Origin of the sequence: Pseudooceanicola nanhaiensis (genome assembly GCF_020171315.1) — a bacterium.
GTDB lineage: Bacteria > Pseudomonadota > Alphaproteobacteria > Rhodobacterales > Rhodobacteraceae > Pseudooceanicola > Pseudooceanicola nanhaiensis_A.
Window position 1 is genome coordinate 321,405 of sequence record NZ_JAIUZP010000001.1, and the last position, 25,159, is coordinate 346,563.

Sequence of the window (25,159 nt, forward strand, 5' to 3'; positions counted from 1 at the left end):
ATATTCGGGAACTTAACGCCCATGTCGGTGTTGGGTTCCCAGAAAGTTCGAAAAAAGGTGACCTGGCCAATGAACCACCCGATAGCCTCCGAAGACTTCGTGATGAATGTCGCTCAGGAGCTGCCCTTCCTGCGGCGTTACGCGCGGGCCCTGACGGGGAGTCAGACCTCAGGCGACAATTACGCCGCCGCAACACTCGAAGCCATGCTGGAAGACCCCGATCTGATTGATCGCGAGAAGTCGACCAAGGTGGCCCTCTTCGAAGCCTTCCATGCCATCTGGACCTCGTCCGGTGCGCCGGTCGCCGAAGGCGAGACCGGCATTGCCGCGCGGGCCCAGGCCCATCTGTCGAAGCTGACGCACAACACGCGCGAGGCTCTGCTGCTGCGGACCATCGAGGAATTCAGCTTTGCCCAGATCGGGGAGATCATGAAGGTCTCTGAAGCCGAGGCGCAGGAACTGATCCGCATCGCCCAGACCGAGCTGGCCAACAGCATCACCGGCAAGGTCATGATCATCGAGGACGAGGCGATCATCGCCATGGACCTCCAGTCGATCGTGGCCGAGATGGGTCATGGCGTGACCGGCGTTGCCCGGACCCGCGACGAGGCGGTGAAGCTGGGCAAGGCGGAACGCCCCGACCTGATCTTCGCCGACATCCAGCTGGCGGACAATTCCTCGGGCATCGACGCGGTGAACGACCTGCTGCGCGCCCTTGGCGATATCCCGGTGATCTTCATCACCGCCTTCCCCGAGCGTCTGCTGACGGGCGAGAAGCCGGAACCGGCCTTCCTCATCACCAAGCCCTACACCGAGGAGCAGGTGCGTCTGGCGGCAAGCCAGGCCATGTTCTTCTCTTCGACGGAAACGCTGCACGGCTGATCCCGCGCCTGCGTCGTCCTGCAAGCCGCGCGGCCCTCGGGCCGGGCGGCTTTTTCGTGTCCGGCTGTTATTCACGGAGGACTGCGGGTGCTGTCGCTGGCCGGAAAGCCAAACGGGCAAAACAAAAGGGGCGGCCTCCTCTTGCCGCCCCTTCATTCACTCTGTCGTCCGTCCATTAGGGCGTGCGGCCACGCACAGCGCGGGCGATCATCGCCACGACGAAGAGGACGAGGAAGATCACGAAGAGAATTTGCGCGATCCCGGCGGAAGCCGAGGCGATGCCACCAAAGCCGAACACGGCTGCGATGATCGCCACGACAAGGAAGGTAAGTGCCCAATACAGCATAGTGTTTCCTTTCGTTTCAACATGATGCGCGCTTGGCATCGACTGTGGAAGAAACCTCGGATCGGGGCTGGAAGTTCCCAAAAATTTTTTCGCAACTGTCGGGAACCAGGCAGGTTTGCGCGCGTTGAGGAGCAAGGTCGCTGCGAAGACAAGACCTGTCCCCCCTCGTATTGGCGGGGCGCGCTTACTGACTTACCCTCGGCGCCCCGCCAATCATTTTCTTCGCAATTCCTCCATGTCTCGAGACTGAGAGCCGGACGCCCGGAGCCGCGTGCCTGCGGTACGGGTTACGCCGCCCTTGCGTGCGGGTGGGAACGGCGCGCGCCCAGCGAGGCTGTTTCAAAGCGATGGAACTTCACCGCTCACGGCGCGTTTACCGGACATACGCGGCACGTGGTCTGCTTGGGCGTCGCAGCCCTGCATCACTGCCGCTCCGAAATGGCCGGTCCGCTTGCCAACCCCCGCCCCCGCGGGCAGGTTGGCGACAGGACCCGGCTTCACCCGCGCCTTGCCGCGCTGAGAGAGGAAGACGTGTCATGCTAGAGATTTCCGGCCTTGGTGGCCTCATCATCCTGGCCCTCGATATCTGGGCCATCGTGTCGATCATCGGGTCGGCAACCTCGACGGGGAAGAAAGTCCTTTGGGTACTCCTGGTTCTGATCCTGCCGATTGTCGGCTTCCTGATCTGGCTGCTGGCTGGCCCCCGGTCGCGCGCAAGCCACGTCTGACCTCCGCCCGGCAGGGCGACCCCAGGACCATCGAAACCATCACGGGAGCGCACGCATGAGCGTGCGCTCCTCTCGTGAGACGGTGGCGCGTTTCCCGCGCAGTCCGCGTCTCATCCTCACCGCGCTACGCGGTGTCTTTGCCCAGCTTGATTCCGCGAACATGGGTCTCGTCGCCGCCGGCGTGGCCTTTTTCTCGATGCTGGCGATTTTCCCGGGACTTGCCGCGCTGATCGCGCTTTACGGCCTGATCTCCGACCCGCATGTCCTGCTGGAACAGATGGCCCTGTTGCAGGACATCGTGCCGCCCGACGTCTACAACCTGATCGCGAAACAGGTGGAAACCCTGATCACCACCAGCGGCGACACGCTGGGCTGGACCGGCGCGGTTTCCACCGCGCTGGCGATCTGGTCTGCGCGGGCAGGCGTCGCAGCCATGATGCGCGGGCTGAACGCGATCCACGGCAGCCCGAACCGGGGCTCGCTGCGCCATTATTTCACCGCGCTGATGCTGACCGTCGCCCTCATGGGCGTCTCGATGAGCGCGATGCTCCTCGTGGTGATCGCGCCGCTGGTGCTGCAATTCCTCTACATCGGCCCCTTCGTCAGCCTGCTGGTGGACGCGGTCCGCTGGATGGCCGCCATCGGCGTGCTGCTGGTGGGGCTGGCGCTGCTCTATCGCTATGGGCCGAACACGCGGGCGAACCGGATGCACTGGGCCACGCCGGGCGGCGTGCTGGCGGTGCTGCTTTGGGCACTGGTGTCCTGGGGGTTCAGCAAGTACCTGCAGAACTTCGGCAATTACAACGAGGTCTACGGCTCCATCGGGGCCGTGGTGGCGCTTCTGATGTGGCTCTACCTCAGCACCTTCCTCGTGCTGCTGGGGGCCTCGCTGAACGTGCACCTGAAATCGGTGCAGACCACCGAGGCGGTCCGCAAGGCCGAACAGGAAGCAGAGGCCGCCGCCGAGGCGGCAGAAGCGGCAGCGACGGCAGAGGCATCGGGCCCCGCCGCCTGACGCGGCGAACTCAGCGAGCGGCGCGCACCGTTTCGATCATCAGGGCGACGTTCTCGGGGTCCGCATCCGGCGTGATCCCGTGGCCGAGGTTGAAGATATGCGGGCCCTTCGAGAAGGCCTCGACGATCTCCCGCGTCTCGCGCACCAGCGCCTCGCCCCCGGTGACCATGTGGCTGGAGGCAAGGTTGCCCTGCACGCAGCCGTCGACCTGCACGTTCTCCGCCGCCCATTGCGCACTGACCGAATTGTCGAGTGCGACGCAATCGGCCCCCGTCGCCTTGGCAAAGCCGATGTAGCGCTCGCCGGCCTCGCGCGGGAAGGCGATGATCGGCAGGCCGGGATGGCGGGCCTTCAGCTCCGCGATGATCCGCTTGGCGGGGGCGAGACAGAAATCATCGAAATCCTGCCCCTTGAGCGACCCGGCCCAGCTGTCGAAGAGCTTGACCACTTCGGCCCCGGCCTCCACCTGCGCGGAGAGATATTCGATCGTGCCCTCGGTCAGCCGGTCGATGATCGCCTCGAAGACGGGGCGGTTCTCGGCCTTCAGCGCGTGCGCCGGGCCCTGATCCTTGGTGCCGCGGCCCGCGACCATGTAGGTCGCCACGGTCCAGGGCGCACCGGCAAAGCCGATCAGCGTGGTTTCTGCGGGCAGTTCGCGCTTCAGGATTCGCAGGGTCTCGTAGACCGGCGAGAGCGTCTCATGCACGGCCTCGACGGGCCTCAGCGCGTCGAATTCCGCCTGCGTCGTGATGGTCGAGAGCCGCGGCCCCTCGCCGGTGACGAACCACAGGTCCGCGCCAAGCGCCTGCGGCAGCAGCAGGATGTCGGCAAAGAGGATCGCCGCGTCGAAGCCGTAGCGCCGGATCGGCTGCAGGGTGACCTCGGCCGCCAGTTCGGGGTTGTAGCACAGTGACAGGAAATCCCCCGCCTGCGCCCGGGTGGCGCGGTATTCGGGCAGGTAGCGCCCGGCCTGCCGCATCATCCAGATCGGCGGCACCGGGAGGGTCTCGCCCTTCAGCGCCCGCAGGATCAGCTTATCGCTCATGTCAGCCCCCTTCAGCAAAGTCCCAGACACCTCGCTGCCCCCCGGCGTGATGTCAAGGACCGCCCCCCTTCATCTTTCCCCAAATACCTCCGGGGGGTGAATTGGCCGCAGGCCAAGCGGGGGGCAGGGCCCCCCGAGATCGCTCCCCGGTCCGCAGCGAAAGCCCACGGCAGAGTTACGCGATAAAGGGGGCCGCTGCGCACTGCAGAACCCGCCCATCCAGCCGGAGGCGACCGCGACGGGGCGCCGCGCGCGGCCCCGCTTGCCACGGCGCGGCTGCGGCTCTATCCCTCGGCCCATGACACGCAATCTTCCCAGTCCCGCCCAACCGCTGCGCATCGGCACCCGTGGTTCTCCGCTGGCGCTGGCGCAGGCCCACGAAACCCGTGACCGCCTTGCGACGGCCTTCGACCTGCCGGCCGAGGCCTTCGAGATCGTCGTGATCCAGACCACCGGCGACCGGGTCCAGAACCGCGCCCTGCGCGAGATCGGCGGCAAGGGGCTCTTCACCCGCGAGATCGAGGATGCGCTGCTCTCCGGGGGCATCGACATCGCGGTGCATTCCATGAAGGACATGCCCGTGCTGCAGCCCGAGGGGCTGGTGCTTGATTGCTACCTGCCGCGCGAGGACCCGCGCGATGCCTTCGTGTCGCGCAAGTATGCGCGCCTCGCCGATGTGCCGGAAGGGGCCCGGATGGGCACCTCTTCGCTGCGGCGCCGGGCGCAGCTGCTGGTGACGCGGCCCGACCTTGAAGTGGTGGAGTTCCGCGGCAACGTTCAGACCCGTCTGCGCAAGCTGGACGAGAACGTGGCCGAGGCGACCTTCCTCGCCATGGCCGGGCTCAACCGCCTGAACCAGCCCGAGATCGCGCAATCCGCGCTGGAGCCCGAAGAGATGCTGCCCGCCGTGGCGCAGGGCGCCATCGGGATCGAACGCCGGATGGACGACAGCCGGGTCGCCGGCCTGCTGGAAGCGATCCACCACGTGGAGACCGGCCAGCGGCTGGCGGCGGAACGGGCCTTCCTCGCCGCGCTCGACGGCTCCTGCGAGACGCCGATCGCGGGCCTTGCGCTGCTGGAAGGGGGCGATCTCTGGCTGCGGGGCGAGATCCTGCGCCCTGATGGCTCCGAGGCGCTGTCCGATTCTGCCCGCGCCCCGATCGAGGATGGCGCCAAGCTGGGCACCGAGATGGCGCAGGGGCTTCTGGGCCGCGCCGGTGCGAACTTCTTCGACTGGCGCGGCTGATTTTAGCCGAGGTTTATTTGCAGGCCTGACCGCGGATGCATTTGCGCACCGTGGCCAGCTGCGCCTGCGTCGGCTCGAAGAAGTGCCAGCCGCCGCAGGGCGTCAGCTCCAGCCGATAGCCGTCGTCGGTCTGTTCGAGGAACATGAGCGCCTCGCCGCGCGAGATGTTGTCGGTGCACCACGTGCCGTGGCAGACGAAATCCATGTCGATATCGGCGGAGAAGGGGATGTCGAACCCATTCTTCGACAGGGCGTTGCCCTCGACATGGCCGGTGGTGTGGCGTTCCAGCGGCGGGTCGGTGGGGTAGGGCGCCGGGGGCATGGAGCGCGGATTGTAGCGCAGCCGGCCCTCGACGATCACGTAGCGCTCCGCCGCGTTGGCCGCGCGGGTAAAGCTGCTGGCCGGATCGGGCCGCATGCAGCTGAGCGCCGAGGCAGGCCCGGCCAGCACGGCCAGCAGGGCGGGCGCGGCGAGCAGGGCGCGCATCAGAAATGCTCCGCGAATTCGGCCAGCACGGCGGCATAGACCTCGCGCTTGAAGGGCACGATGTTGTCCACCACCTCGTCAGGGGCCAGCCAGCGCCATTCGCTGAACTCGGGGTGGGCGGTTTCTATGTTCACGTCCGCGTCGGCGCCGAGGAAGCGCAGCAGGAACCACTTCTGCTTCTGGCCGCGGAACTTGCCGCCCCAGATCCGGCCCGCGATCTCGACCGGCAGGTCATAGGTCAGCCAGTCGGCGGTTTCCGTGGCGACCTCGACCAGTGCGGGCGGCACGCCGATTTCTTCCTCCAACTCGCGCAGCGCGGCCTCGCGCGGGGATTCGCCCGCGTCGACACCGCCCTGCGGCATCTGCCACGCGGGCACCTCGCTGTCCTTGCGCTGACCGACCCAGACCAGTCCGTCGGCATTCATCAGCATGACGCCCACGTTGGGGCGATAGGGCAGGGCGGCGATCTCTTCCGCCGTGGGGATGGTCTTACGTGACATTGCGAGCCTCCGGATTGCGTGGCGATCCTATGCCCCCGGCGGGCGGTGTCCAGCAACCGCCCGCGCTGTGATCATTTTCGCGCCAATTCGGGGGAGGCTACGCGTGAATGGGCCACCCTCCTACGCAGGGCGATTGCCGCCGCGCGCAAACTGCGTCATTTCCACCTCATGCAAGACGGATTGAAAATCGTTCTGGTCGAAGAAGACGCCGACCGCGCGCGGACCCTGATCGAGGGGCTGGCGGATGATGGCTGGGGCGATGTGACGGTGCTGGGCGACGCGCGGATGCTCGCCCGCCAGATGGACAAGCTGAACCCCGACGTGGTGCTGGTGAACCTCGCCGACCCGGGGCGAGACACGCTGGAACAGCTCTGCATGGTCTCCGGCGCGAACGAGCGCCCGGTGGCCGTCTTCGTGGACCGCACCGATCCCGCCACCACCAAGGCCGCCATCGAGGCGGGCCTGTCTGCCTATGTGGTGGGCGGGCTGGAAGCCAAGCGCGTGCGCCCGATCGTGGATGCCGCCATCGCGCGCTTCCACATGTTCAGCCAGATCCGGACCGAGCTGGAAGCGGCCAAGACCGCGCTGTCCGAACGCAAGATGGTTGACCGCGCCAAGGGCCTTCTGATGAAGGCCAAGGGCATCTCCGAGGACGAGGCCTATGCGCTGCTGCGCAAGGCCGCGATGGATCAGGGCAAGCGGCTCGCCGCCGTGGCCGAGGCCATCGTGACCGCGGCGAACCTGCTGAAATGAGCCGTTATGCCGTCACCTGCGGTTTCGTGCCGCTGACCGACGCCGCACCGCTGGTGGTGGCGAAGGAGATGGGATTCGCGGCGGAAGAGAATATCGACCTGACGCTTCAGGCCTTCCCCTCGTGGTCGTCGATCCGCGACATGCTGGCCTTCGGGCATCTGGACGCGGCGCATCTGCTGGCACCGATGCCGATTGCCATGTCGCTGGGCCTTGGTGGCCTTCCGGAACGGATCGACACGCTTCAGGTGCTGTCGATGAACGGCAATGTCATCGGCGTCTCTGGCGAACTGGCCGATGCGATGCGGGCCGAGGGCTGGATCGGCGGTTGTGCATCGCCCTCCGACGTCGCGGCCGCCCTCAGGGCCGCGCGCGACGGGCGGCTGGTGATCGGCGTGCCTTTCCCCTTCTCCATGCATGCAGAGCTGCTGCACTACTGGATGGAGGCCGAGGGCGCGACAGAGGGCCGCGATTACGAGATCCGCTCCGTCCCGCCGTCCCAGATGGGCGCGGCGCTGGCGGCCAAGCGGATCGACGCCTTCTGCGTGGGCGAGCCCTGGGGCAGCCAGGCCGTGGACGCGGGTGTGGGCGAGATCATCCTGACCGGCACCGCGATCTGGCGCATGGCGCCGGAAAAGGTGCTGGCCGCGCGCCATGACTGGGCCGAGGAAGATCAGGGCCGCGCCTGCGCGCTGATCCGCGCCGTGGCCCGGGCCGGCCGCTGGCTGGACCAGCCCGACAACCGGATGATCGCGGCGGAGTTGCTGAACCGGGCCGAGTACCTGAACCTTCCCGTGCGTCTGCTGGACCGCGCCCTGACCGGGCGGCTGGTCTGCGACGGCAGCGGGGAGGAGGCCGAGATCGCGGGCTTCATGCGCTTCTTCGATGGGGCGGCCACCTTCCCGTGGCGGAGCCAGGCGAAATGGATCGCGCGCCGCATCGCGGCCCGGTCGGGCGTCGCCCTTGCCGAGGCCGAGACCGTCGCGCATGGCTGTTTCCGCACCGACCTCTATCGCATGGCGATGGCCGGGACCGGCATCGACCTGCCCGGCGCGTCGGAGAAGCTGGAAGGGGCGCTCACGGCGCCGACGGCTGTCGCCTCGCTGCGGGGCGAGATGATTCTGGGGCCGGACCGGTTCTACGACGGTAAGGTTTTTGACCCTTCCGCGGGGTAATGCCCAAAAACCGGTCAAACCTTCGCCTCGCACGCATGTATCAAGGCTGATCGCGCCCCAATTTGTCATTTTTGCGAAAAATGTCTCGCGTCAGGGGGCGGCCTCAGGCATCTAGAGTACAACAGCGGTCAGGCAACGGTGCCGGCCACGCTGTCCACCCCCAAAGCCGAGGGTAGATGAGCATTGTCGCTCATTGCCGGTTCCGCGAGATGCGGAACACGTCCGAGCGACAACAGAACGTCACGCCCCGAGCCCGAGATCAGATAAAACGCTGCCGGGGCAATTGCTTAAGGGAATACCTACCATGCGTAAGGCACTTCTTCTTGCACTGAGCACCACTGCCCTCTCCTCCGGCGCCTTCGCCGAGATGCTGGATGTGGAAAAAGACGAACTGAAGTTCGGCTTCATCAAGCTGACCGACATGGCGCCGCTGGCCGTCGCCTATGAGAACGGCTACTTCGAGGACGAAGGTCTCTTCGTCACGCTGGAAGCGCAGGCGAACTGGAAAGTCCTGCTGGACGGCGTCATCGGCGGCCAACTCGACGGCGCACACATGCTGGCCGGTCAGCCGCTCGCAGCCACCATCGGCTACGGCACCGAAGCCCACATCGTCACCCCCTTCTCCATGGACCTGAACGGCAACGGCATCACCGTGTCGAACGAGATCTGGGAGCAGATGAAGGAATACGTGCCGGAAGAGAACGGCAAGCCCGTGCACCCGATCTCGGCCGAGGCGCTCGCGCCGGTCGTGAAGAAGTACCAGTCCCAAGGCAAGCCCTTCAACATGGGCATGGTCTTCCCGGTGTCGACCCACAACTACGAACTGCGCTACTGGCTGGCCGCCGGTGGTCTGCAGCCGGGCTACTACAGCCCGCAGGACGTGACCGGCCAGATCGGCGCCGACGTGCTGCTCTCCGTCACCCCGCCGCCGCAGATGCCCGCCACCATGGAAGCCGGCACGATCTACGGCTACTGCGTGGGTGAGCCGTGGAACCAGCAGGCCGTGTTCAAGGGCATCGGCGTTCCGGTCATCACCGACTACGAACTGTGGAAGAACAACCCCGAGAAGGTCTTCGGCATGTCGGCTTCCTTCGTGGAAGAGAACCCGAACACCGCCATCGCCGTGACCAAGGCGCTGATCCGTGCCGCCATCTGGCTGGACGAGAACGACAACGCCAACCGCATGGAAGCGGTCGAGCTGCTGTCCCGCCCGGAATACGTGGGTGCGGATGCAGACGTGATCGCCAACTCCATGACCGGCACCTTCGAGTACGAGAAGGGCGACAAGCGTGAGGTCCCCGACTTCAACGTGTTCTTCCGCTACAACGCGACCTATCCCTTCTACTCCGACGCCGTCTGGTACCTGACCCAGATGCGCCGCTGGGGCCAGATCGCCGAAGCCAAGCCCGACAGCTGGTACGACGAAATCGCCAAGTCCGTCTACAAGCCGGAAATCTACCTCGAAGCCGCCCGTCACCTCGTCGAAGAGGGTCTGGCAAACGAGGCCGACTTCCCCTGGGACAGCGACGGCTACAAGGAACCGACCCCCGCTGCTGACGTGATCGACGGCATTCCCTACGATGGGCGTCAACCGAACGCCTACCTGGAAAGCCTGCCGATCGGTCTGAAAGGTGACCAGACCGTCGTCGGCAACGAGGTCAAGGGCTGAGCCGCAAGGCAAAGCTCCTCCCCGTCAGGCGGTGGCACGTTCGTTCACTCGCCGCCTGACGGATCCTTTTGCCGGAGCCCCGGCATCAGCCCCAGAGGATTGTTCCAATGACCGCCATCGACCCCGAAAGCTTCAACGCCGGCGCCGACGAGGCCAAGGAAGCCCGCCGCGCCCGCCTGTTCACCCGCATCAACAAGGCCGACACCTGGTTCAAGGTTCTTGGCCTTGCCTGGATGACGCCGATCCTGAAGGCCGCCGCCGGGGACAATCCCCGCGCCCAGGTCAAGGAAATCTGGCAACTGCTGGGCGTGCCTCTGGCCGCTATCGCAGCCTTCCTGATCCTCTGGGGCGCGCTTGCCCCCAAGGTTCAGACCTCGCTCGGCGCCATTCCCGGCCCGGCACAGGTGTGGGAGCAGGTCGAGAACCTGCACGGCGACTACCTGCGCGACAAGGCCAAGGAAGCAGAGTTCTACGAGCGTCAGGACGCCCGTAACGCCAAGCTCATCGCCGCCGGCAAGGAAGACAAGGTGAAGGTCCGCGCCTACACCGGCTCGCCGACCTACTACAGCCAGATCTTCACCTCGATCAAAACCGTGTTCTTCGGCTTCCTGCTGGCCACCGTCGTGGCCGTGCCCATGGGCATTGCCGCCGGCCTGTCGAAAACCGCGAACGCGGCGCTGAACCCGATCATCCAGATCTTCAAGCCGGTCTCGCCGCTGGCCTGGCTGCCGATCGTGACCATGATCGTCTCTGCCACCGTCGCCAACAACGACGGCCTGTTCTCCAAGTCCTTCCTGATCTCGGCCATCACCGTGACGCTCTGCTCGCTCTGGCCGACGCTGATCAACACCTCGCTCGGCGTGGCCTCGATCGACAAGGACCTCGTGAACGTGTCGAAGGTTCTGAAGATGAACACCTGGACCAAGATCACCAAGCTGGTCCTGCCCTCCGCCCTGCCGCTGATCTTCACCGGTCTGCGTCTGTCGCTGGGTGTGGGCTGGATGGTGCTGATCGCGGCCGAGATGCTGGCGCAGAACCCCGGCCTGGGCAAGTTCGTCTGGGATGAATTCCAGAACGGCTCCTCCCAGTCGCTGGCCAAGATCATGGTCGCCGTCTTCACCATCGGCATCATCGGCTTCCTTCTGGACCGCGTGATGTTCACCCTGCAGTCCCTCTTCACCTTCTCGAACAATCGGTGATCGCCATGTCCGCTGTTCTTGAACTTCGCAACGTCTCCAAAAGCTTCGGCGAGGGCGACCACCGCGTCGACGTGCTGAAGAACATCGACCTGCGCATCCGCAAGGGGGAGTTCGTGGTGATCCTGGGCTTTTCCGGCACGGGCAAAACCACGCTGGTCAACCTGATGGCCGGTCTCGACGTCCCCACGGACGGCAAGATCTGGTGCAAGGGCCAGCCGCTCGAGGGCCCCGGCCCCGAGCGGGGGGTGATCTTCCAGAACTACTCGCTGATGCCCTGGCTGACCGTGGGCGGCAACGTGCGCCTCGCGGTGGACACGGTCTTCCCGACCATGTCCTCCAAGGAAAAGGCCGAAAAGGTCGCGCATTACGTCAAGATGGTGGGCCTGTCCCATGCCATCGACCGCCGCCCGGCGGAACTGTCGGGGGGCATGCGCCAGCGGGTTTCTGTTGCCCGTGCCCTGGCCCTCGACCCCGAGGTGCTGCTGATGGACGAGCCGCTCTCTGCGCTCGACGCCCTGACGCGCGCCAACCTCGCGGACGAGATCGAGGCGATCTGGGACGCCGACAAGAAGACCGTCGTCCTGATCACCAACGATGTGGACGAAGCAATCCAGCTGGCCGACCGGATCATTCCGCTGAACCCGGACGGCACCCTGGGCGAGGCCTTCACCGTGGACATCCCGCGGCCCCGTGACCGGACCGAGATGAACCACCACGAGGGCTTCAAGAAGCTGCGTGGCGAGGTGACCCAGTACCTGATGGATGTCGGCATCGCGGCCCGCGTTGACGGCACCCGCATCCTGCCCAACGTCACGCCGATCCACTACAGCCAGCCCCGCACGGTGCCGGCCGCAGTGGCAGAAGCCTCGAAGAGCGGGATCGAAGAGAAGTACCTGGAGTTCTCGCAGCTTCACAAGATCTACCCCACGCCCAAGGGTCCGCTGACCGTGGTCGAGGACTTCAACCTTAAGCTCAACAAGGGCGAATTCGTCTCGCTGATCGGCCACTCCGGCTGCGGCAAGTCGACCGTCCTGACCATGACCGCCGGGCTGAACTCGATCTCGAAAGGGGTCATCAAGCTCGACGGGTACGAAGTGAAAGGCGCCGATCCCGAGCGCGCCGTTGTTTTCCAGTCGCCCAGCCTGTTTCCGTGGCTTACCGCAAAGGAGAACGTCAGTGTCGGGGTTGATCGAGTCTATCCGAAAGCGTCACAGGCGGAACGTCAGGATGTCGTTGAGTATTATCTTGAACGGGTCGGTCTCGCTGATTCTATGGACAAGCAGGCGTCCGAACTCTCCAACGGAATGAAGCAGCGCGTGGGCATCGCGCGGGCCTTCGCCCTCAGCCCCAAGCTGCTGCTTCTGGACGAGCCCTTCGGCATGCTCGACAGCCTCACCCGCTGGGAGCTGCAGGAAGTGCTGATGGAGGTCTGGAGCCGGACCAAGGTCACCGCTGTCTGCGTCACCCATGACGTGGACGAGGCGATCCTGCTGGCTGACCGCGTGGTGATGATGACCAACGGCCCGCGCGCCACGATCGGCAAGATCGTGGACGTGAACCTGCCGCGTCCGCGCACCCGTTCGGCTCTGCTGGCGCACCCGGACTACTACCACTACCGCGAAGAAGTCCTGAACTTCCTCGAGGAGTACGAGCACGGGCGCGATCCGCGCAAAGAGGCCGAGAAAAAGGCCGCCGCGAAAGCGGTGCGCGCCGCCTGAGACAGGGGCGGGGGCAGGGCGGAAACAAAGGGTCGCTGACACCCTTCCGCCCCTCCCTCCGCCCCGCGCGACCGGGGCGCTTCGGTCGCGCGACAAGGTAACCCCGTGGGGGCAGCGCTGCTCTACACACTCATGGCCCGCGGACGGGACCCCGACGAAGGGGAGGCAGTCCAGAGGCTCTTTTGCCAGGCGGCACGCGGCCAGAGCGCCTCGTGATCCGCACGCGGAGTGAACCCATGGCAGAGAAACTGATCGTTATCGGGGCTGGTATGGCCTCTGGACGGGCGCTGGAGCACCTGTTCGAAACGGCGCCGGGCGCCTACGAGGTGACGCTCTTCAACGCGGAGCCGCGCGGCAACTACAACCGGCTGATGCTCTCCCCCGTGCTGTCGGGCGAGAAGACCTATGAAGAGATCGTGACCCATGACGCGGCCTGGTACGAGCGCCACGGCGTGACCTGCCGCTTCGGCGAGAAGGTCGCCCGGATCGACCGTGCCGCCAAGGTGGTGATCTCGGAAACCGGCGAGGAGCTGGCCTATGACCGGCTTCTGATCGCCACCGGATCGACCCCCTTCATGATCCCGCTTCCGGGGCATGACCTGAAGGGCGTGGTCGCCTACCGCGATCTGGAAGACACCCACAGAATGATCGACCTTGGCGCCGGGGTGGGGCCCGAGCGTACGCCGAGGGCGGTCGTCATCGGCGGCGGCCTCCTGGGGCTGGAGGCCGCTGCCGGTATGGCTGCACGCGGGATCGAGGTCACGGTGGTGCACATCATGGGCCACCTGATGGAGCGGCAGCTGGACGAAAGTGCGGGCGCGCTGCTGAAGGCGGCACTGGAACAGCGCGGCATCCGCGTGCTCTGCGGGGCCAACTCCAAGGAAATCGTGGGCGACAACGGCCATGTCGCCGGCCTGCGGCTGGACGACGGGCGTATCCTGCCCTGCGACCTGCTGGTGATGGCGGTGGGCATCCGGCCCAACGCGGCGCTTGGGCAGGCCGCCGGGCTGGAGGTGAACCGCGCCATCGTCGTGGACGATCACATGGTGACCTCGGATCCGGCGATCCTCGCGCTTGGCGAATGCGTGGAACATGACGGCCAGCTCTTCGGCCTCGTGGCGCCGCTCTATGACCAGGCCAAGGTGGTGGCGGCGACGCTGACCGGCGCAGTGGCGCGGTTCGTGCCGCAGGAACTCTCCACCAAGCTGAAGGTCACCGGCTGCGATCTCTTCTCGGCAGGCGACTTTGCAGAGGGCGAGGGGCGCGAGGACATCGTCTTCCGGGACCCGGCGCGCGGCATCTACCGCCGCCTCGTGCTGGAAGGCGAGCGGCTGGTGGGCGCGGTCTTCTACGGCGATACCTCGGATGCGACCTGGTACATGGGCCTGATCCGCGAGAAGGAGCCCATAGGCGACAGGCGCGACATGCTCATATTCGGGCCAGATTTCTGCGGGGGGCACCCCCTGGACCCTATGGGGGCCGTTGCAGCCTCTCCGGCTAAGGACCGGACGCAGGGCCGCAACGGCATGACCCAGAAGATCGACATGGCCGGCAACAGCGACCGCTGGCTTGCAGACACGCTCGCAGGGAGGGCCTGATATGGCCAAGACCATCTGCACCACCTGTCCCTATTGCGGCACCGGCTGCGGTGTCCTCGCCACGCCGGACGGGCGCGGCGGGCTCTCCATCAAGGGGGATGCCGCGCATCCGGCGAACCAGGGGCGGCTCTGCTCCAAGGGCTCGGCCCTGGGGGAGACCGTCTCGCTCGAAGGCCGCGCGCTCGACCCCGTCTTCCGCGGCAGCCGCATCAAGTGGGATGACGCGCTCGACCTCGTGGCGGCGAAGTTCCTCGAAGCGGTGGACGAGCATGGCCCGGACAGCGTGGCCTTCTACGTCTCGGGCCAGATCCTGACCGAGGATTACTACGTCGCCAACAAGCTGATGAAGGGCTACCTCGGCTCGGCCAATATCGACACCAACTCGCGGCTCTGCATGGCCTCGTCGGTGGCGGGCCACAAGCGCGCCTTCGGCACCGACACCGTGCCCGGCACCTACGAGGACCTCGAAGAGGCCGACCTCGTGGTGCTGGTGGGCTCGAACCTCGCTTGGTGCCACCCGGTGCTCTACCAGCGGCTGGTGATGGCCAAGAAGATGAACCCGGTGCTGAAGGTCGTGAACATTGACCCGCGCCGCACGGCGACCTCCGACCTTGCCGACCTGCACCTCTCGGTGCGGCCCGACGGGGACGTGGCGCTCTTCAACGGGCTGCTGGCGCAGATCGTGGCCCGCGGGGCCGAGGATCGCGACTGGATCGACGCCCATACCTCGGGCGCGGCGCAGGCGATTGCCGTGGCGCAGGCGGGAGATCCTGCCGAAAGCGGGCTGAGCGCCGAGGAGCTGGCGCAGTTCTACGACCTCTGGATCGGGACCGAGAAGGTCGTGACCATGTATTCGCAGGGCGTGAACCAGTCCTCCTGCGGGGCGGATAAGGTGAATGCCATCCTGAATTGTCATCTGGCCACCGGCCGGATCGGACGGCCCGGCATGGGCCCGTTCAGCGTGACAGGCCAGCCGAACGCAATGGGAGGCCGCGAGGTGGGTGGCCTTGCGAACATGCTGGCCTGTCACCTCGATATCGAGAATGCCGCGCATCGCGCCGCCGTGCAGGAGGCCTGGGGCAGCCCGCGCATCTGCGATCACGCGGGGCTCAAGGCGGTGGACCTGTTCCGCGCCTGCGGCGAGGGCAAGATCAAGGCGCTCTGGATCATGGGGACAAACCCCGCCGTCTCGCTGCCCGATGCCGAGGCGGTGAGCCAGGCCATCGCGCGTGTGCCTTTCGTGGTGGTCTCGGACGTGCTGGCCGAAACCGACACGACGCGGCTGGCGGACCTCGTGCTGCCCGCGCTCGCCTGGGGCGAGAAGTCGGGCACGGTGACCAACTCCGAGCGTATGATCTCGCGTCAGCGGGCCCTGCTGCCCGCGCCGGGACAGGCCCGCGCCGACTGGCAGATCATCGCGCAGGTGGCCGACCGCATGGGCTGGGGGGATCACTTCGCCTATGACAGCGCCGCCGATATCTTCCGCGAGTATGCGGCCCTGTCCGGGCTGGCAAAGCGCTTTGACCGCGACTTCGACATCTCGGGTCTGAAGGACATCACCGACGCCGCCTACGAGGCCTTCCAGCCGGTCCGCTGGCCGGTGGCGGAGCCGGGCGCCGAGGGCGGCCGTTTCTTCGCGGACGGGCAGTTCTACCACGCCGACAAGCGGGCCAAGATGCTGCCCGTGGCGGCCCCCGCGGTGACGCCGCTGCCGCGCGGTTTCCACCTGAACAGTGGCCGCATCCGCGACCAGTGGCACACGATGACGCGCACCGGGCGCTCCGCCCGGCTGTCGCAGCACCTCGGCGAACCCTTCGTGGAAATCCACCCCGAGGATGCCAAGGCGCAGGGCCTCGGCCCGGCGGACCTCGCGCGGCTGACCTCGGACACCGGCGAGGCGATCCTGCGGGTGCTGATCACCGAACGCGCCGCACGCGGTGCGGTCTTCGTGCCGATCCACTGGACGCTGGCCACCGGCGCGGCTGGCCGCGTCGGCCCGCTGGTGCACGAGGTGACGGACCCGGTTTCGGGGCAGCCCGCCTCGAAGCAGGGGCGCGTCGACGTCGAGAAGTTCACCGCCGTCTGGTACGGGTTCGCCGCCTCTTCGGCCACCTGCCGGTCTGCCCGGCCGTATTGGAGCATCGCCCGCACCGCGACCGGCTGGTCCGCGGAACTGGCGGGCCTGCGCGCACCCCGCGACTGGGAGGCAGAGGCGCGCTATACGCTGGGCCTCGAGGCCGGCACCGCCAGCGTGCTGGAAGATCCGCGCAAGGGCACCGTCCGGGTGGCGATACACGACGATGCGGGCGTGCTGCAGGGCCTCTTCTTTGCCGCGCGCCAGCCGGTCGAGGTGGCCCGCCGCCACGCGGTCGAACTGATCGGCACCAAGGTCCCCGCGGGCGAGGCCCTTGCCGGGCGGCCCGGCGCGGATCGTCCCGATCCGGGCGCGACGGTCTGTTCGTGCTACAATATCGGCGTGAACACCCTGCGTGCTGCCGTTGCAGGCGGGGCGGACACCGTCGAGAAGCTGGGCCGGGCCACCTGTGCGGGAACCAATTGCGGCTCCTGCAAGCCTGAGCTACAGGCGCTTATCGACGCCATCTCCACCACGTCAAAGGTCGCCGCTGAATGACATTGCTCGCCCCGTATGTCCGGATCCTCGCCCGCGGCCCCGGCCGCTCGCGCAACCTGACCCGGGGCGAGGCCGAAACCGCGATGACCCTGATCCTGCAGGGCGATGTCTCGCGCGAGGCGGTGGGCGCGATGCTGATGCTGATGCGCTACCGCGGCGAGAACGCCGAGGAACTGGCAGGTTTCGTCGCGGCCATGCGGCGCGAATGCAGGGCCTATGCCGATCTGCCCGTGGCGGTGGACTGGCCGTCCTACGCGGCGGGGCGCACGCGCGGCCTGCCGTGGTTCCTGCTGGCGGCCAAGCTGGTGGCCAAGGCGACCGGCCCGGTGCTGCTGCATGGCTGGAACTCGCATCAGGGCAGCAACGCCTCCGTCCGCGAGGCGCTGCCCGGGTTGAACATCCCCGTTGCCAGCGACCCTGAGGCGCTGAAGGCCGCGCTGGAGACCTCCGGCATCGCCTATCTGCCGGCAGAGACCGCCGCCCCGCGCAGCTTTGACCTGCTGCGCCTGCGCGAGGTGCTGGGCCTGCGTTCGCCGGTGAACACCGCGCTGCGGCTGCTGAACCCGGCCAATGCGCCGGTCTCGCTGCAGGGGGTGTTCCACCCGCCGTTCCTGACCCTTCAGGCCGAGGCGGCGCATCTGCTGGGGCAGCCGAACCAGACCGTCCTCAAGGGCGGCGGCGGCGAGTTCGAGCGCAACCCGGCCAAGCCGGTGCCGCTGCACGGCCTGCGCAACGGCACCCCGTGGGAGGGCACGGCGCCTGCGCTCCTCGACGAGACCCGCCGCCTGAGCGAGACGACCGAGGACCCGGCCATGCTGGCCGCCGCGTGGAACGGCGGCTACGTCGATCCCTTCGTCACCAGCATCATCACCGGCACTGCCGCCCTTGCCCTGCTGACCGCGGGCAAGACCGATTGCCTCGATCAGGCGCAGGTCATGGCCGAGGTTCTCTGGGCCGACCGGGACGTGCTGGCACCGGTCTGACCGCCCGTCGCGGCAGGATCGTCTCGGCCAGTCTGTCACGGTAGGCCCGTCTCGGCTGGATCGTCACAGCAGGCCCGTCACAGCAGGATCGACTCCAGCCCGGCAAGGGGGATCAGCGGCCGGTCGGGCGCTTCCTCCGTCTTCTCCAGCGCATCCGCCGCCACCAGTGGGCCGAAGTCGAGCCCGGTGATCTGCGCCAGATCGCGCAGCCGCAACTGGAACGTCCGGTAGCCCGCGAAGGCAAAGCCCTCCACCGCCTCGCTGCGGCCCCGGTCCTGGAGGTAGCCGCGCAGCAGTTTCTCCTGACTCAGCAGGTAGGCGGTGCAATGCAGGCGGATCACCTCGTCCCGGTCCTCCGCCAACATGGCGACCACCTTCCAGAAGGCCATCGGCAGGGCGGCGCCGAGCTCGGGGATCTCCTCGTCGATCTCGGAGAGCACGGGCCCGGACAGCACACAGGCGCGGAAGCCGAAGGTGCGGGTGCTTTCGAGGATATAATCCTCCAGCCCCAGCCACATCTCGGGCTCCCGGTTCATGCCGGGCAGCTGCGGCGCCGCGTTGGTGTAGTGGAAGCTGTCGAGGTTGGCGCGCATCGCCTCCTCGTCCGTGGCGCCCCAGTTGGTCGCCGCGCGCCGCACCATGTGGCCCCGGTCAAAGCCGCTTCCGGTGTAATCGGTGTTGCCCAGCTGGAGCGCATAGGGAATGCGGGCGTCCTTCCACCAGTAGGAATTGGCGCGTTTGATCGCGCGGGTCTTCTCTCCGTCGATGTTCAGCGCGGCCACCACCGGCAGCCGCCGTGCGCGGGACTGGAGAACCGAGAAATGCTGATACCGCAACTCGTGCGGGCGGTCGTCGGTGGCATCCTCCGGCCGGGCGAGGTCCAGCAGGGCGGGCACGCCGGGCAGGGGCACCGGCGCCACGGCGAGGAAGTCGGGATCGTAGCCTCTGCGCCCGGCAAAGAAGGCGGCGTCGTGCCGCTGGCCCGCTTCGTCTTCCGCCGGGGGGGCATCGGGCAGGGCGGTGCCCGGCACCTGCCCACCGGCGATCTCGTCCAGCAGGGCGCGCAGCGTGGCGGCGGAAACGGCGCTGTTGCCCTCGCCGTACTTGCCCGCGAAATGCAGCCCCACCGCGGCCTTCTGCTCCAGCGAGATCAGCGGCGAGCCGGAGTTGCCCCCCAGCGTGGTACAATCGTGGCTGAGCACGGAGAGCCCCGGCGCGATCATCAGCTTGCCGGGGGAGAAGCGTTTCACGTCGTAGAGCCCCTGGAAGTAGCGTTCCATATAGGTGACGTTGTTGCGGTAGGGATCGGCCGCCGGGTAGCCCACGGTGGCGACCCATTCATCGGCGGCACCGGGCGCGGGGGCCAGCGGGATCGGCTCCAGCTGCGGTGCGCCGTTGCCCGCGGGCAGGGCGATCCGGGCAAGCGCCACGTCGGCGGCCATGTCCTCGGCCAGGTAGGTGAACCTCTCCACGGGGCAGAGCAGCGCCGGGTTCGCCGCCACGCCCTCCTCCTCGCCGAAGTCGATGAAGGCGCCATAGCGGGCATGGTTGAAGGGGTTGTAGAGAAACACGCCCGCCCCGGTCCAGCTGCGCCGGGCGACCAGCTTGGCCACGTGGCGGTTGGTCACGATCAGCAGGCCGTCAGGCCCATCGGTGCCGATCACCCACCCGGTGCCGCCCCAGCTCTGATCGTGGTTGGCGAACTCGATCCGCCCGACGGAGGCGATGCGCGGCTCCACCGCTGCGATCTTCAGGTCGATGTCGGCGGGGAAGTCGCTGCCGGGCCCGGCCAGCGTCGTGGCACCCACGACCTTGCCGTTCTGCACCATCAGCGGCGGGCGCCCGGCGATCTTCACGATCGCCTCCAGCGCCGTGGGGACCATGAGGCCCGCGCTTTCCAGCTGATCCGGGGCGGTGTTCAGGGCGGTGCGGATCTGACCGGCGTCGAGGTTCAGTTCCCGCAGCACGGGCAGGTCCCGGTCGAGCGCCGCGGCGGTCCGGTCAAAGGCCCCCTTGGCAGAGAGGCGGGCGAGGTTGGAAATGCTTTCCTGAAAGGCTTGATCGGGCATCTGGGGTCCTCCGATGGGGCCGGGCAAACGGGATGGGGTCTATGCGTCGGGGCTGATAATCCTGCGCAGGTCGGTGTCGTGGGCGGTCAGAACGGCGAGGGCGGCGGCCTGATCCCCGGGCACGCCCGCGCCAAGGAAGCCGCGCAGCGCCCGAAGGCCCGCCGCCGCGGGCTCCACCGCGCTGCCGCGTGCCTTCAGCGCGCGGTCCGAGCGCGGGCCGTGGCGGCGCAGCAGTTCGGCAGGCGGTGTCGCCTCGTCAGGGGAGCGGTCCCAGAAGAGCAGGGCGTTGCGGGCGCTTGCGATCGGGTCCGTCTCGCCCAGCAGGCGGTCGAAGAGCGCGTGGCTGACGTGATCCACCGGCGGCCCGGTCCAGCCCTTGGGCTTGCGGCCATGGGACCAGCGGCCTGCCACCGTGCGCCGCCAGCGCTCGGCGGCGGCCGCGATCAGCGGCAGGTCGGGCACCGCGTGATGCAGGGCAAAGCCGTTGGACCATTCCGCCGTCAGGCCAAGTGCGCCCAGCAGGTCGATGTGATCGCCGTAGGCCTCTGACCAGCCGGTCGATGTCGGGGGGGCGTCCACGCGGTAGCGGGTCTGGAGCGCCTCCGCGATGGCCGGGGCCTCCATGGGGATGCGCTCCAGCCAGCTTTTGACCGCCTCTCCCCCGGTGGACAGCACCCGTTCGACGAGCGGGCTGCGATAGGGGTTGAGCGGCATCAGGTCCAGCGCCCGTTCCGCGGCACTCGCGGCAGGGCTGGCGGGCAGCGCGGTGCGGCCGCTGACGAGCGAGGTCACCTCGCGCTCGGCCATGGCGCGGGCCTCTGCGGCGTCGATCCCGAAGGGCAGCACCGCGAGGTGATCGGTGATCAGTCCCGCGCTGCGCAGCAGTTCCGACGGCGGGCTGATATCCTCGGGCAGGGCGGTCAGCAGGAGCAGGTCCAATGCGCCGCCGGCCAGCCCCTGCCTCTGGGTCTGGACGAAGAGATCCAGCAGCGGGAACAGCCGGTCCGGCACCGCGAGGTGATCCTGAAGGGCAGTGGGGCGGAACTCGGCCAGCATCTCCAGCAGGACGCGCCCGGTCAGCAGCCGCTCCGGGTCTTTCGGCGGCAGCAGGGCGAGAATCTCCTCCTGTGTCAGCGCCTCGAAGAGCCGCCGCGCGGTGCCCCAGTGACCGGACAGCCAGAGATAGGTCAACGCCGTCAGGCCGGCCTCGGAGCCGGCGGTGAAACTGCCCTCGAACCCCTTGTCGAGAATATAGCCCGCCTCGCGCTGCGCTCCCTCCAGCAACATCATGGAGAGGTCGCGCACGGCGCGCGCGTCCGGGGTGCCCGGCGGGGCGGGGCGGCGGGCGGTGACGGAGAGGATGCGCCGGGTCCCGGGGTCGTAGAAGAACCGCGGGCCCGGCGCCTCGACCGGCATCAGGTCCTGCGCCTGTGCCCCCGGCGGCAGGATCACCGGCGTGCCGAAGGTGTCCTCGATCGGCATGAGGAACGGCTCGTCGATGCTGTCCGGCGGGGCGGATTTAAACAGCGAGACGTCTTCGCCCGGCACGTCGCCCGCTGTCGGCTCCGCTGTCTCTTCCGATCCCGCGCGCCCGAAGTCCGAGCGCAGGCCCATGGCCTGTCGCACCGCATCGCGGACCGCGAGGGGCAGTTCTGCCAGCGTATCCTCCGTGACGCCGTCTAGTGCCTCGGGCGGCAACGCGGGCAGGGGATCGCCGTAGCGGGTCAGTTGCAGCCGGTGATAGAGCGCTGCAGCCGGATCGCGCTCCGCGAACCAGAGCGCGGCCGCGCGGTTGATCGCCTCCGTCTCGGGGCCGCGATCGGCGTAGATCAGCGGCAGGAAGGCCCGGCGCACGTCGGCCCGGTGGCAGAGCCAGCCGCCGACCTCCTGCACCAGCCAGTGGTGGGTCGCGAGCTCTTCCAGAAGGCTGCGGGCCTCGAACTCGGTCAGTGTCAGGTCCAGCGCGGGGGCCACGACCTCGCGCAGGCTGTCCACGTTGATCCGCGCCAGCACGAGGCCCTCGTTCGCGATCCGGCGCAGGGTGTCCGGCACGCGCGACAGGATCGCGCGGTAGAGGTAGCCCGCGATGGCGATGCCGCCCGGGGCCGGGGTGTCTGCGGGCAGGTCGAGGCTGCCGCCGTCGCGCGCCTTGGCCGCCAGACGCAGCAGCAGGGGATTGCCGCCCGCGACGGCCAGCACCTCGGGCCAATGGGCCTTGGGCACGTTGTTCTCGGCCAGCAGTTCCTCGGCGGCGGCATCCTCCAGCCCGGCGAGGTGCAGCCGCCCGGCGCGGCGCTCCGGCGCGGGGTCGAGCGCATCGCCGCGCCCGGCCGAGATGACGGCCATCGGGGCCAGCCCGTAGCGCAGCATCAGGTCGAGGTGATCGAAGAGCGTCAGCACATGGGTCTCGCCGCGCGAGCGCAGCACCTCCAGCGTGTCGAGCACGACCAGAAGCAGCCGCCCGCTGTCGCCCACCGCCGCGCCCATGCCGCTCAGCAGGGCCTCCGGCCGGGCGCGCGCCGCGCCGCGTCCCCGGGTCGAGGCGGCCTCCTCGGCGCTCTGGAGGCGCAGCGCCTGCAACTCCGCCGCCCGATCGGGCAGCGCATCTGCAAGTTGACGCGAGATCTCGGCGAAGAAGCCGTGCAGGTCGAGGATGTCGAGCCCGCCGCGATCGAAGTCGAGCCGCACGAGAAGCGGGGCGAGCTCCAGCCGGGCGGTCTGGATGACCTTCTCCAGCAGGTAGCTCTTGCCGATCCCCGGCAGGCCCGAGACATGCAGCGCGCGGGCCGGGGCCGCGAGCAGCGGGCTTTGCAGCCAGTTGGCCATCTGTGCCAGCTCCGCCTCGCGCCCGAAGAAGCCGGAAGCCAATTGAGCGTCGTTGCGGGCGGCAGCCTGCAGGCCGTTCATCCGGGCGCGCAGGGCGGGGAGGAGCGGCGCCCCCGGGGCCGGGTCCCCGGCGCGGGCCAGCGGGATGACGAGCATTTCCAGCGCCGCCGCATCCGCGCTCTCCTCCAGCGCCGCCTGCAACCTGTCGGGGGCGAAGGGCCCCTGTCCCAGCAGGGCGGCCTCGATCGGGGTTTCGCCGGTCAGCCGGGCGCTGTCGATCCCCGCGATCTGCTGGCGGCGCGGACGCGGGCGCATGAGCCAGAGTTCGTATCCATCCTCCTGCTGGACCGTGCAGGCGGCCCGCAGGAGCGAGAGCAGCGAGGCAACGTGCAGCGGATCGCGCAGCGCCGTGCCGGTGGCGGTCAGCGCCTCACGCGGCGAGAAGCTGCCCTGCAGCGCCGCCCAGTCGAGAAGCGGGGCGGCCTCGTCGTGCAGTTGGTCGTCGGGGGCCATCATGTCCACTCCCCCCGGGCCTGCCGCGCCAGTGTCCGGATGCGGGCTGCGACCTCGCCGATCTGGCTGCCGTCATAGGTGCCCGCCTGTGCGGCGATCCCGGCCAGAACGGCCTCGGCGTGATCCTCCACGGTGGTCCGGTCCCAGCCGAGCGCCAGATCGCGGGCCATCTCGGTCAGGGTGAAGACGACCTCGGCGCGGGTGAAGGGGCCCAGCACCTCGCGCATCAGGCAGGGGCGGCGGGCGCTCTGTGCCTCCCCCAGCGAGGTCACGAGCTGCGAGGTCAGTGCCACGCTCTCGAACCCGGCGAGGACGATGCGGATCAGGGGGCGTGGGGCGCAGGCGGCGATCAGGTGTTCCAGTTGCAGTTGCTGGTCGCGGGGCAGGTCGCCCTCTGCCGTCTCGACGTAGAGCCAGATCGGACGTGAGGAGCTCTCGGCCCGGGCCTGAAGGCTGGCAGCCAGCTGGCGGGCGGCGTCCTGCAAGACGGCAATGTCGGTGGTCTCGCCCGGGGCGACACCGGCGCGGGCCTTGGGCAGCGCCCCGGCCCCCAGCACCGTTTCGGCCACCAGCGCCACGAGGTCCCCGCTGCCCTCTTCCGGGGCGATGCGGTGGGTTTCATCCGGAGCCGCCATCTGGCGCAGGTAGAATTGCAGCACCGGGTAGGAGAAGCTGATGCCCGCCGACTGCGCCGTGTCGAGCCGCCGGATCCAGAGCCCGCGCAGCATTTCGGCCTCGCCTGCCACGAGGGCGGCGATCCCGTCGAAATAGGCGGCGCGCCCGATCAGGATATGTCCGTCGATGGAGCCGTCATGCGACCACGGATAGCGCGGCTGGCTGTCGTTGCGCAGCCGGGCGGCAAAGTCGTCGTTGGCGACGAACTGGTCATGGGGCACGAGGCGGCGGCTGTTGTCCCAGCGGCCCTGATGCAGACCGACGAAGCGCAGTTCCCGGTCGAAGCCCGCCCCGCCGGAGGAGCCCTCGGCCGAGAGCGCGTCATGCTTGAGGCGGATGTCCTGCGCAGTGGCCCGCAGCAGGCGCCCGAACTCGATCCCGGCCTCCTGCCCGGCAGGGAAATGCACCAGCACGAAGCGGTGGGTGCCCGGCGGGATCTGCGCGAGGTTGGAAAGGTCGACCCGCCCGAAGAGATGCCCCAGCGGCCGGTCAAGCCGCAGCAGGGCCACGTCCGGATGGGTCAGCGCCGCGCCAGCGGGTGGCAGCAGGCCGCGCTCTTCGTCGGGATGGGGCGGCAGGGAGAAGGCGCGCCGCGCCGCATAGCTCTGGCCGTCGGCGGCCTGCACGCGGATCGGCTGCCCCTGCGCCCCGGTCAGGACATGGGCCGCCGTCAGCACCAGCCGGGGCGAGATCAATACCCCGCTGCCCGCGACCACGTTGTTCACCTTGATCCGGCAGCGAAAGGCCCGGCTGCGGCGCACGAAGAGGGCAAGCGCCTCCTCGTCGAAGCCGGGCCCCGTGACGGCGCCGAATTCCCCCATCGCAAGGGCCCAGTCGGGCTGCGCCGGCAGGGCCCCGTCCGGCAGGTCGATCCCGTGCTGCAGCAGGAAGGCCGCGAACTTGCCGGTCAGCGCGTCCTTTTCGAGGTAGCGGATCAGAAGCTCCGCCAGCGGCGTGCCGAAGATCTCGGCCGTGGCACGCAGGGTGGCAAGGTCCTGGATCACCTGCGGGTCGTCGTAGGTGACACGCAGGGCCTGTTCCACCAGCTCGGGGCGGGTGTCGATGACCGGCTGAAGCGCCGCCTCTGTCAGCCCCGCCGCCAC

Annotated in this window: 18 protein-coding genes and 1 pseudogene; 12 read left to right on the forward strand and 7 right to left on the reverse strand. The window is 68.2% G+C overall.

Features of this window, described 5'->3' with window-relative positions; translation table 11 throughout:
* Nucleotides 1-69: 69 nt before the first annotated feature.
* The gene (locus LCM32_RS01465; RefSeq protein ID WP_224819282.1) at nt 70-882 is read left to right on the forward strand and encodes a response regulator; all 813 of its coding nucleotides are present in this window, start codon (nt 70-72) and stop codon (nt 880-882) included.
* 175 nt (nt 883-1,057) lie between these two features.
* Here LCM32_RS01465 and LCM32_RS01470 read toward each other — a convergent pair whose 3' ends face one another.
* Nucleotides 1,058-1,228, reverse strand: a complete 171-nt coding sequence (locus LCM32_RS01470) for a DUF1328 domain-containing protein (RefSeq protein WP_222491933.1) — start codon at nt 1,226-1,228, stop codon at nt 1,058-1,060.
* Nucleotides 1,229-1,764: 536 nt separating this feature from the next.
* Here LCM32_RS01470 and LCM32_RS01475 point away from each other — a divergent pair.
* A complete protein-coding gene (locus tag LCM32_RS01475; protein WP_224819283.1) occupies nt 1,765-1,956 on the forward strand; it encodes a PLDc N-terminal domain-containing protein in 192 nt (63 codons plus the stop codon).
* Between the two features lie 55 nt (nt 1,957-2,011).
* Nucleotides 2,012-2,971, forward strand: a complete 960-nt coding sequence (locus LCM32_RS01480) for a YihY/virulence factor BrkB family protein (RefSeq protein WP_224819284.1) — start codon at nt 2,012-2,014, stop codon at nt 2,969-2,971.
* A 10-nt stretch (nt 2,972-2,981) separates the two neighbouring features.
* On the opposite strand, the gene hemE is transcribed toward LCM32_RS01480, so the two are convergent.
* Nucleotides 2,982-4,016: a uroporphyrinogen decarboxylase gene (gene hemE / locus LCM32_RS01485; protein ID WP_224819285.1), complete on the reverse strand. Its 1,035-nt coding sequence runs from the start codon at nt 4,014-4,016 to the stop codon at nt 2,982-2,984.
* 298 nt (nt 4,017-4,314) lie between these two features.
* On the opposite strand from hemE, the gene hemC reads away from it, so the two are divergent.
* A complete protein-coding gene (gene hemC, locus LCM32_RS01490; RefSeq protein WP_224819286.1) occupies nt 4,315-5,262 on the forward strand; it encodes a hydroxymethylbilane synthase in 948 nt (315 codons plus the stop codon).
* Nucleotides 5,263-5,275: 13 nt separating this feature from the next.
* On the opposite strand, the gene LCM32_RS01495 is transcribed toward hemC, so the two are convergent.
* Both LCM32_RS01495 and LCM32_RS01500 read right to left on the reverse strand, forming a co-directional pair.
* A complete protein-coding gene (locus LCM32_RS01495) occupies nt 5,276-5,749 on the reverse strand; it encodes a hypothetical protein (RefSeq protein ID WP_224819287.1) in 474 nt (157 codons plus the stop codon).
* Entirely contained in the window at nt 5,749-6,249 is a 501-nt protein-coding gene (locus LCM32_RS01500; RefSeq protein ID WP_224819288.1) for an RNA pyrophosphohydrolase, read from the reverse strand. Before LCM32_RS01500 ends, LCM32_RS01495 begins: the two co-directional genes overlap by 1 nt.
* A gap of 168 nt (nt 6,250-6,417) precedes the next feature.
* Here LCM32_RS01500 and LCM32_RS01505 point away from each other — a divergent pair, with 168 nt between their 5' ends.
* From LCM32_RS01505 to LCM32_RS01540, 8 genes and pseudogenes are all read left to right on the forward strand, one after another.
* A complete protein-coding gene (locus LCM32_RS01505; protein WP_224819289.1) occupies nt 6,418-7,002 on the forward strand; it encodes an ANTAR domain-containing response regulator in 585 nt (194 codons plus the stop codon).
* Nucleotides 6,999-8,174 carry a CmpA/NrtA family ABC transporter substrate-binding protein gene (locus LCM32_RS01510; RefSeq protein ID WP_224819290.1) on the forward strand — a complete coding sequence of 392 codons (1,176 nt, stop codon included), beginning with the start codon at nt 6,999-7,001 and terminating at the stop codon, nt 8,172-8,174. Before LCM32_RS01505 ends, LCM32_RS01510 begins: the two co-directional genes overlap by 4 nt.
* A 304-nt stretch (nt 8,175-8,478) precedes the next feature.
* On the forward strand, nt 8,479-9,843 hold the full coding sequence (locus tag LCM32_RS01515; RefSeq protein WP_224819291.1) for a CmpA/NrtA family ABC transporter substrate-binding protein: 1,365 nt from the start codon (nt 8,479-8,481) through the stop codon (nt 9,841-9,843).
* 107 nt (nt 9,844-9,950) lie between these two features.
* Nucleotides 9,951-11,042: an ABC transporter permease gene (locus LCM32_RS01520; RefSeq protein WP_224819292.1), complete on the forward strand. Its 1,092-nt coding sequence runs from the start codon at nt 9,951-9,953 to the stop codon at nt 11,040-11,042.
* A 5-nt stretch (nt 11,043-11,047) separates the two neighbouring features.
* Complete coding sequence (locus LCM32_RS01525) at nt 11,048-12,760, forward strand: ABC transporter ATP-binding protein (RefSeq protein ID WP_224819293.1); 1,713 nt, start codon at nt 11,048-11,050, stop codon at nt 12,758-12,760.
* Between the two features lie 236 nt (nt 12,761-12,996).
* Nucleotides 12,997-14,289: pseudogene (locus LCM32_RS01530) on the forward strand (NAD(P)/FAD-dependent oxidoreductase); the annotation flags it as partial.
* Between the two features lie 70 nt (nt 14,290-14,359).
* Complete coding sequence (locus tag LCM32_RS01535) at nt 14,360-16,990, forward strand: nitrate reductase (RefSeq protein ID WP_224819294.1); 2,631 nt, start codon at nt 14,360-14,362, stop codon at nt 16,988-16,990.
* Nucleotides 16,987-17,973, forward strand: coding sequence for a glycosyl transferase family protein (locus tag LCM32_RS01540; RefSeq protein ID WP_224819295.1), 987 nt, complete (start codon nt 16,987-16,989; stop codon nt 17,971-17,973). Before LCM32_RS01535 ends, LCM32_RS01540 begins: the two co-directional genes overlap by 4 nt.
* 77 nt (nt 17,974-18,050) lie before the next feature.
* On the opposite strand, the gene LCM32_RS01545 is transcribed toward LCM32_RS01540, so the two are convergent.
* From LCM32_RS01545 to LCM32_RS01555, 3 genes are read right to left on the reverse strand one after another with little or no spacing between them, the layout of a single operon-like run.
* Nucleotides 18,051-20,042, reverse strand: coding sequence for a DNA/RNA non-specific endonuclease (locus tag LCM32_RS01545; protein ID WP_224819296.1), 1,992 nt, complete (start codon nt 20,040-20,042; stop codon nt 18,051-18,053).
* Between the two features lie 39 nt (nt 20,043-20,081).
* A complete protein-coding gene (locus LCM32_RS01550; RefSeq protein WP_224819297.1) occupies nt 20,082-23,384 on the reverse strand; it encodes an ATP-binding protein in 3,303 nt (1,100 codons plus the stop codon).
* Nucleotides 23,381-25,159, reverse strand: coding sequence for a trypsin-like peptidase domain-containing protein (locus LCM32_RS01555; protein WP_224819298.1), 1,779 nt, complete (start codon nt 25,157-25,159; stop codon nt 23,381-23,383). Before LCM32_RS01555 ends, LCM32_RS01550 begins: the two co-directional genes overlap by 4 nt.

What these genes read in the sequence shown, in the direction of transcription:
- LCM32_RS01465 (WP_224819282.1), top strand. Translation starts at nt 70, where the DNA reads ATGAACCACCCGATAGCCTCCGAAGACTTCGTGATGAATGTCGCTCAG.
- LCM32_RS01470 (WP_222491933.1), bottom strand. Translation starts at nt 1,228, where the DNA reads ATGCTGTATTGGGCACTTACCTTCCTTGTCGTGGCGATCATCGCAGCC.
- LCM32_RS01475 (WP_224819283.1), top strand. Translation starts at nt 1,765, where the DNA reads ATGCTAGAGATTTCCGGCCTTGGTGGCCTCATCATCCTGGCCCTCGAT.
- LCM32_RS01480 (WP_224819284.1), top strand. Translation starts at nt 2,012, where the DNA reads ATGAGCGTGCGCTCCTCTCGTGAGACGGTGGCGCGTTTCCCGCGCAGT.
- hemE (WP_224819285.1), bottom strand. Translation starts at nt 4,016, where the DNA reads ATGAGCGATAAGCTGATCCTGCGGGCGCTGAAGGGCGAGACCCTCCCG.
- hemC (WP_224819286.1), top strand. Translation starts at nt 4,315, where the DNA reads ATGACACGCAATCTTCCCAGTCCCGCCCAACCGCTGCGCATCGGCACC.
- LCM32_RS01495 (WP_224819287.1), bottom strand. Translation starts at nt 5,749, where the DNA reads ATGCGCGCCCTGCTCGCCGCGCCCGCCCTGCTGGCCGTGCTGGCCGGG.
- LCM32_RS01500 (WP_224819288.1), bottom strand. Translation starts at nt 6,249, where the DNA reads ATGTCACGTAAGACCATCCCCACGGCGGAAGAGATCGCCGCCCTGCCC.
- LCM32_RS01505 (WP_224819289.1), top strand. Translation starts at nt 6,418, where the DNA reads ATGCAAGACGGATTGAAAATCGTTCTGGTCGAAGAAGACGCCGACCGC.
- LCM32_RS01510 (WP_224819290.1), top strand. Translation starts at nt 6,999, where the DNA reads ATGAGCCGTTATGCCGTCACCTGCGGTTTCGTGCCGCTGACCGACGCC.
- LCM32_RS01515 (WP_224819291.1), top strand. Translation starts at nt 8,479, where the DNA reads ATGCGTAAGGCACTTCTTCTTGCACTGAGCACCACTGCCCTCTCCTCC.
- LCM32_RS01520 (WP_224819292.1), top strand. Translation starts at nt 9,951, where the DNA reads ATGACCGCCATCGACCCCGAAAGCTTCAACGCCGGCGCCGACGAGGCC.
- LCM32_RS01525 (WP_224819293.1), top strand. Translation starts at nt 11,048, where the DNA reads ATGTCCGCTGTTCTTGAACTTCGCAACGTCTCCAAAAGCTTCGGCGAG.
- LCM32_RS01535 (WP_224819294.1), top strand. Translation starts at nt 14,360, where the DNA reads ATGGCCAAGACCATCTGCACCACCTGTCCCTATTGCGGCACCGGCTGC.
- LCM32_RS01540 (WP_224819295.1), top strand. Translation starts at nt 16,987, where the DNA reads ATGACATTGCTCGCCCCGTATGTCCGGATCCTCGCCCGCGGCCCCGGC.
- LCM32_RS01545 (WP_224819296.1), bottom strand. Translation starts at nt 20,042, where the DNA reads ATGCCCGATCAAGCCTTTCAGGAAAGCATTTCCAACCTCGCCCGCCTC.
- LCM32_RS01550 (WP_224819297.1), bottom strand. Translation starts at nt 23,384, where the DNA reads ATGATGGCCCCCGACGACCAACTGCACGACGAGGCCGCCCCGCTTCTC.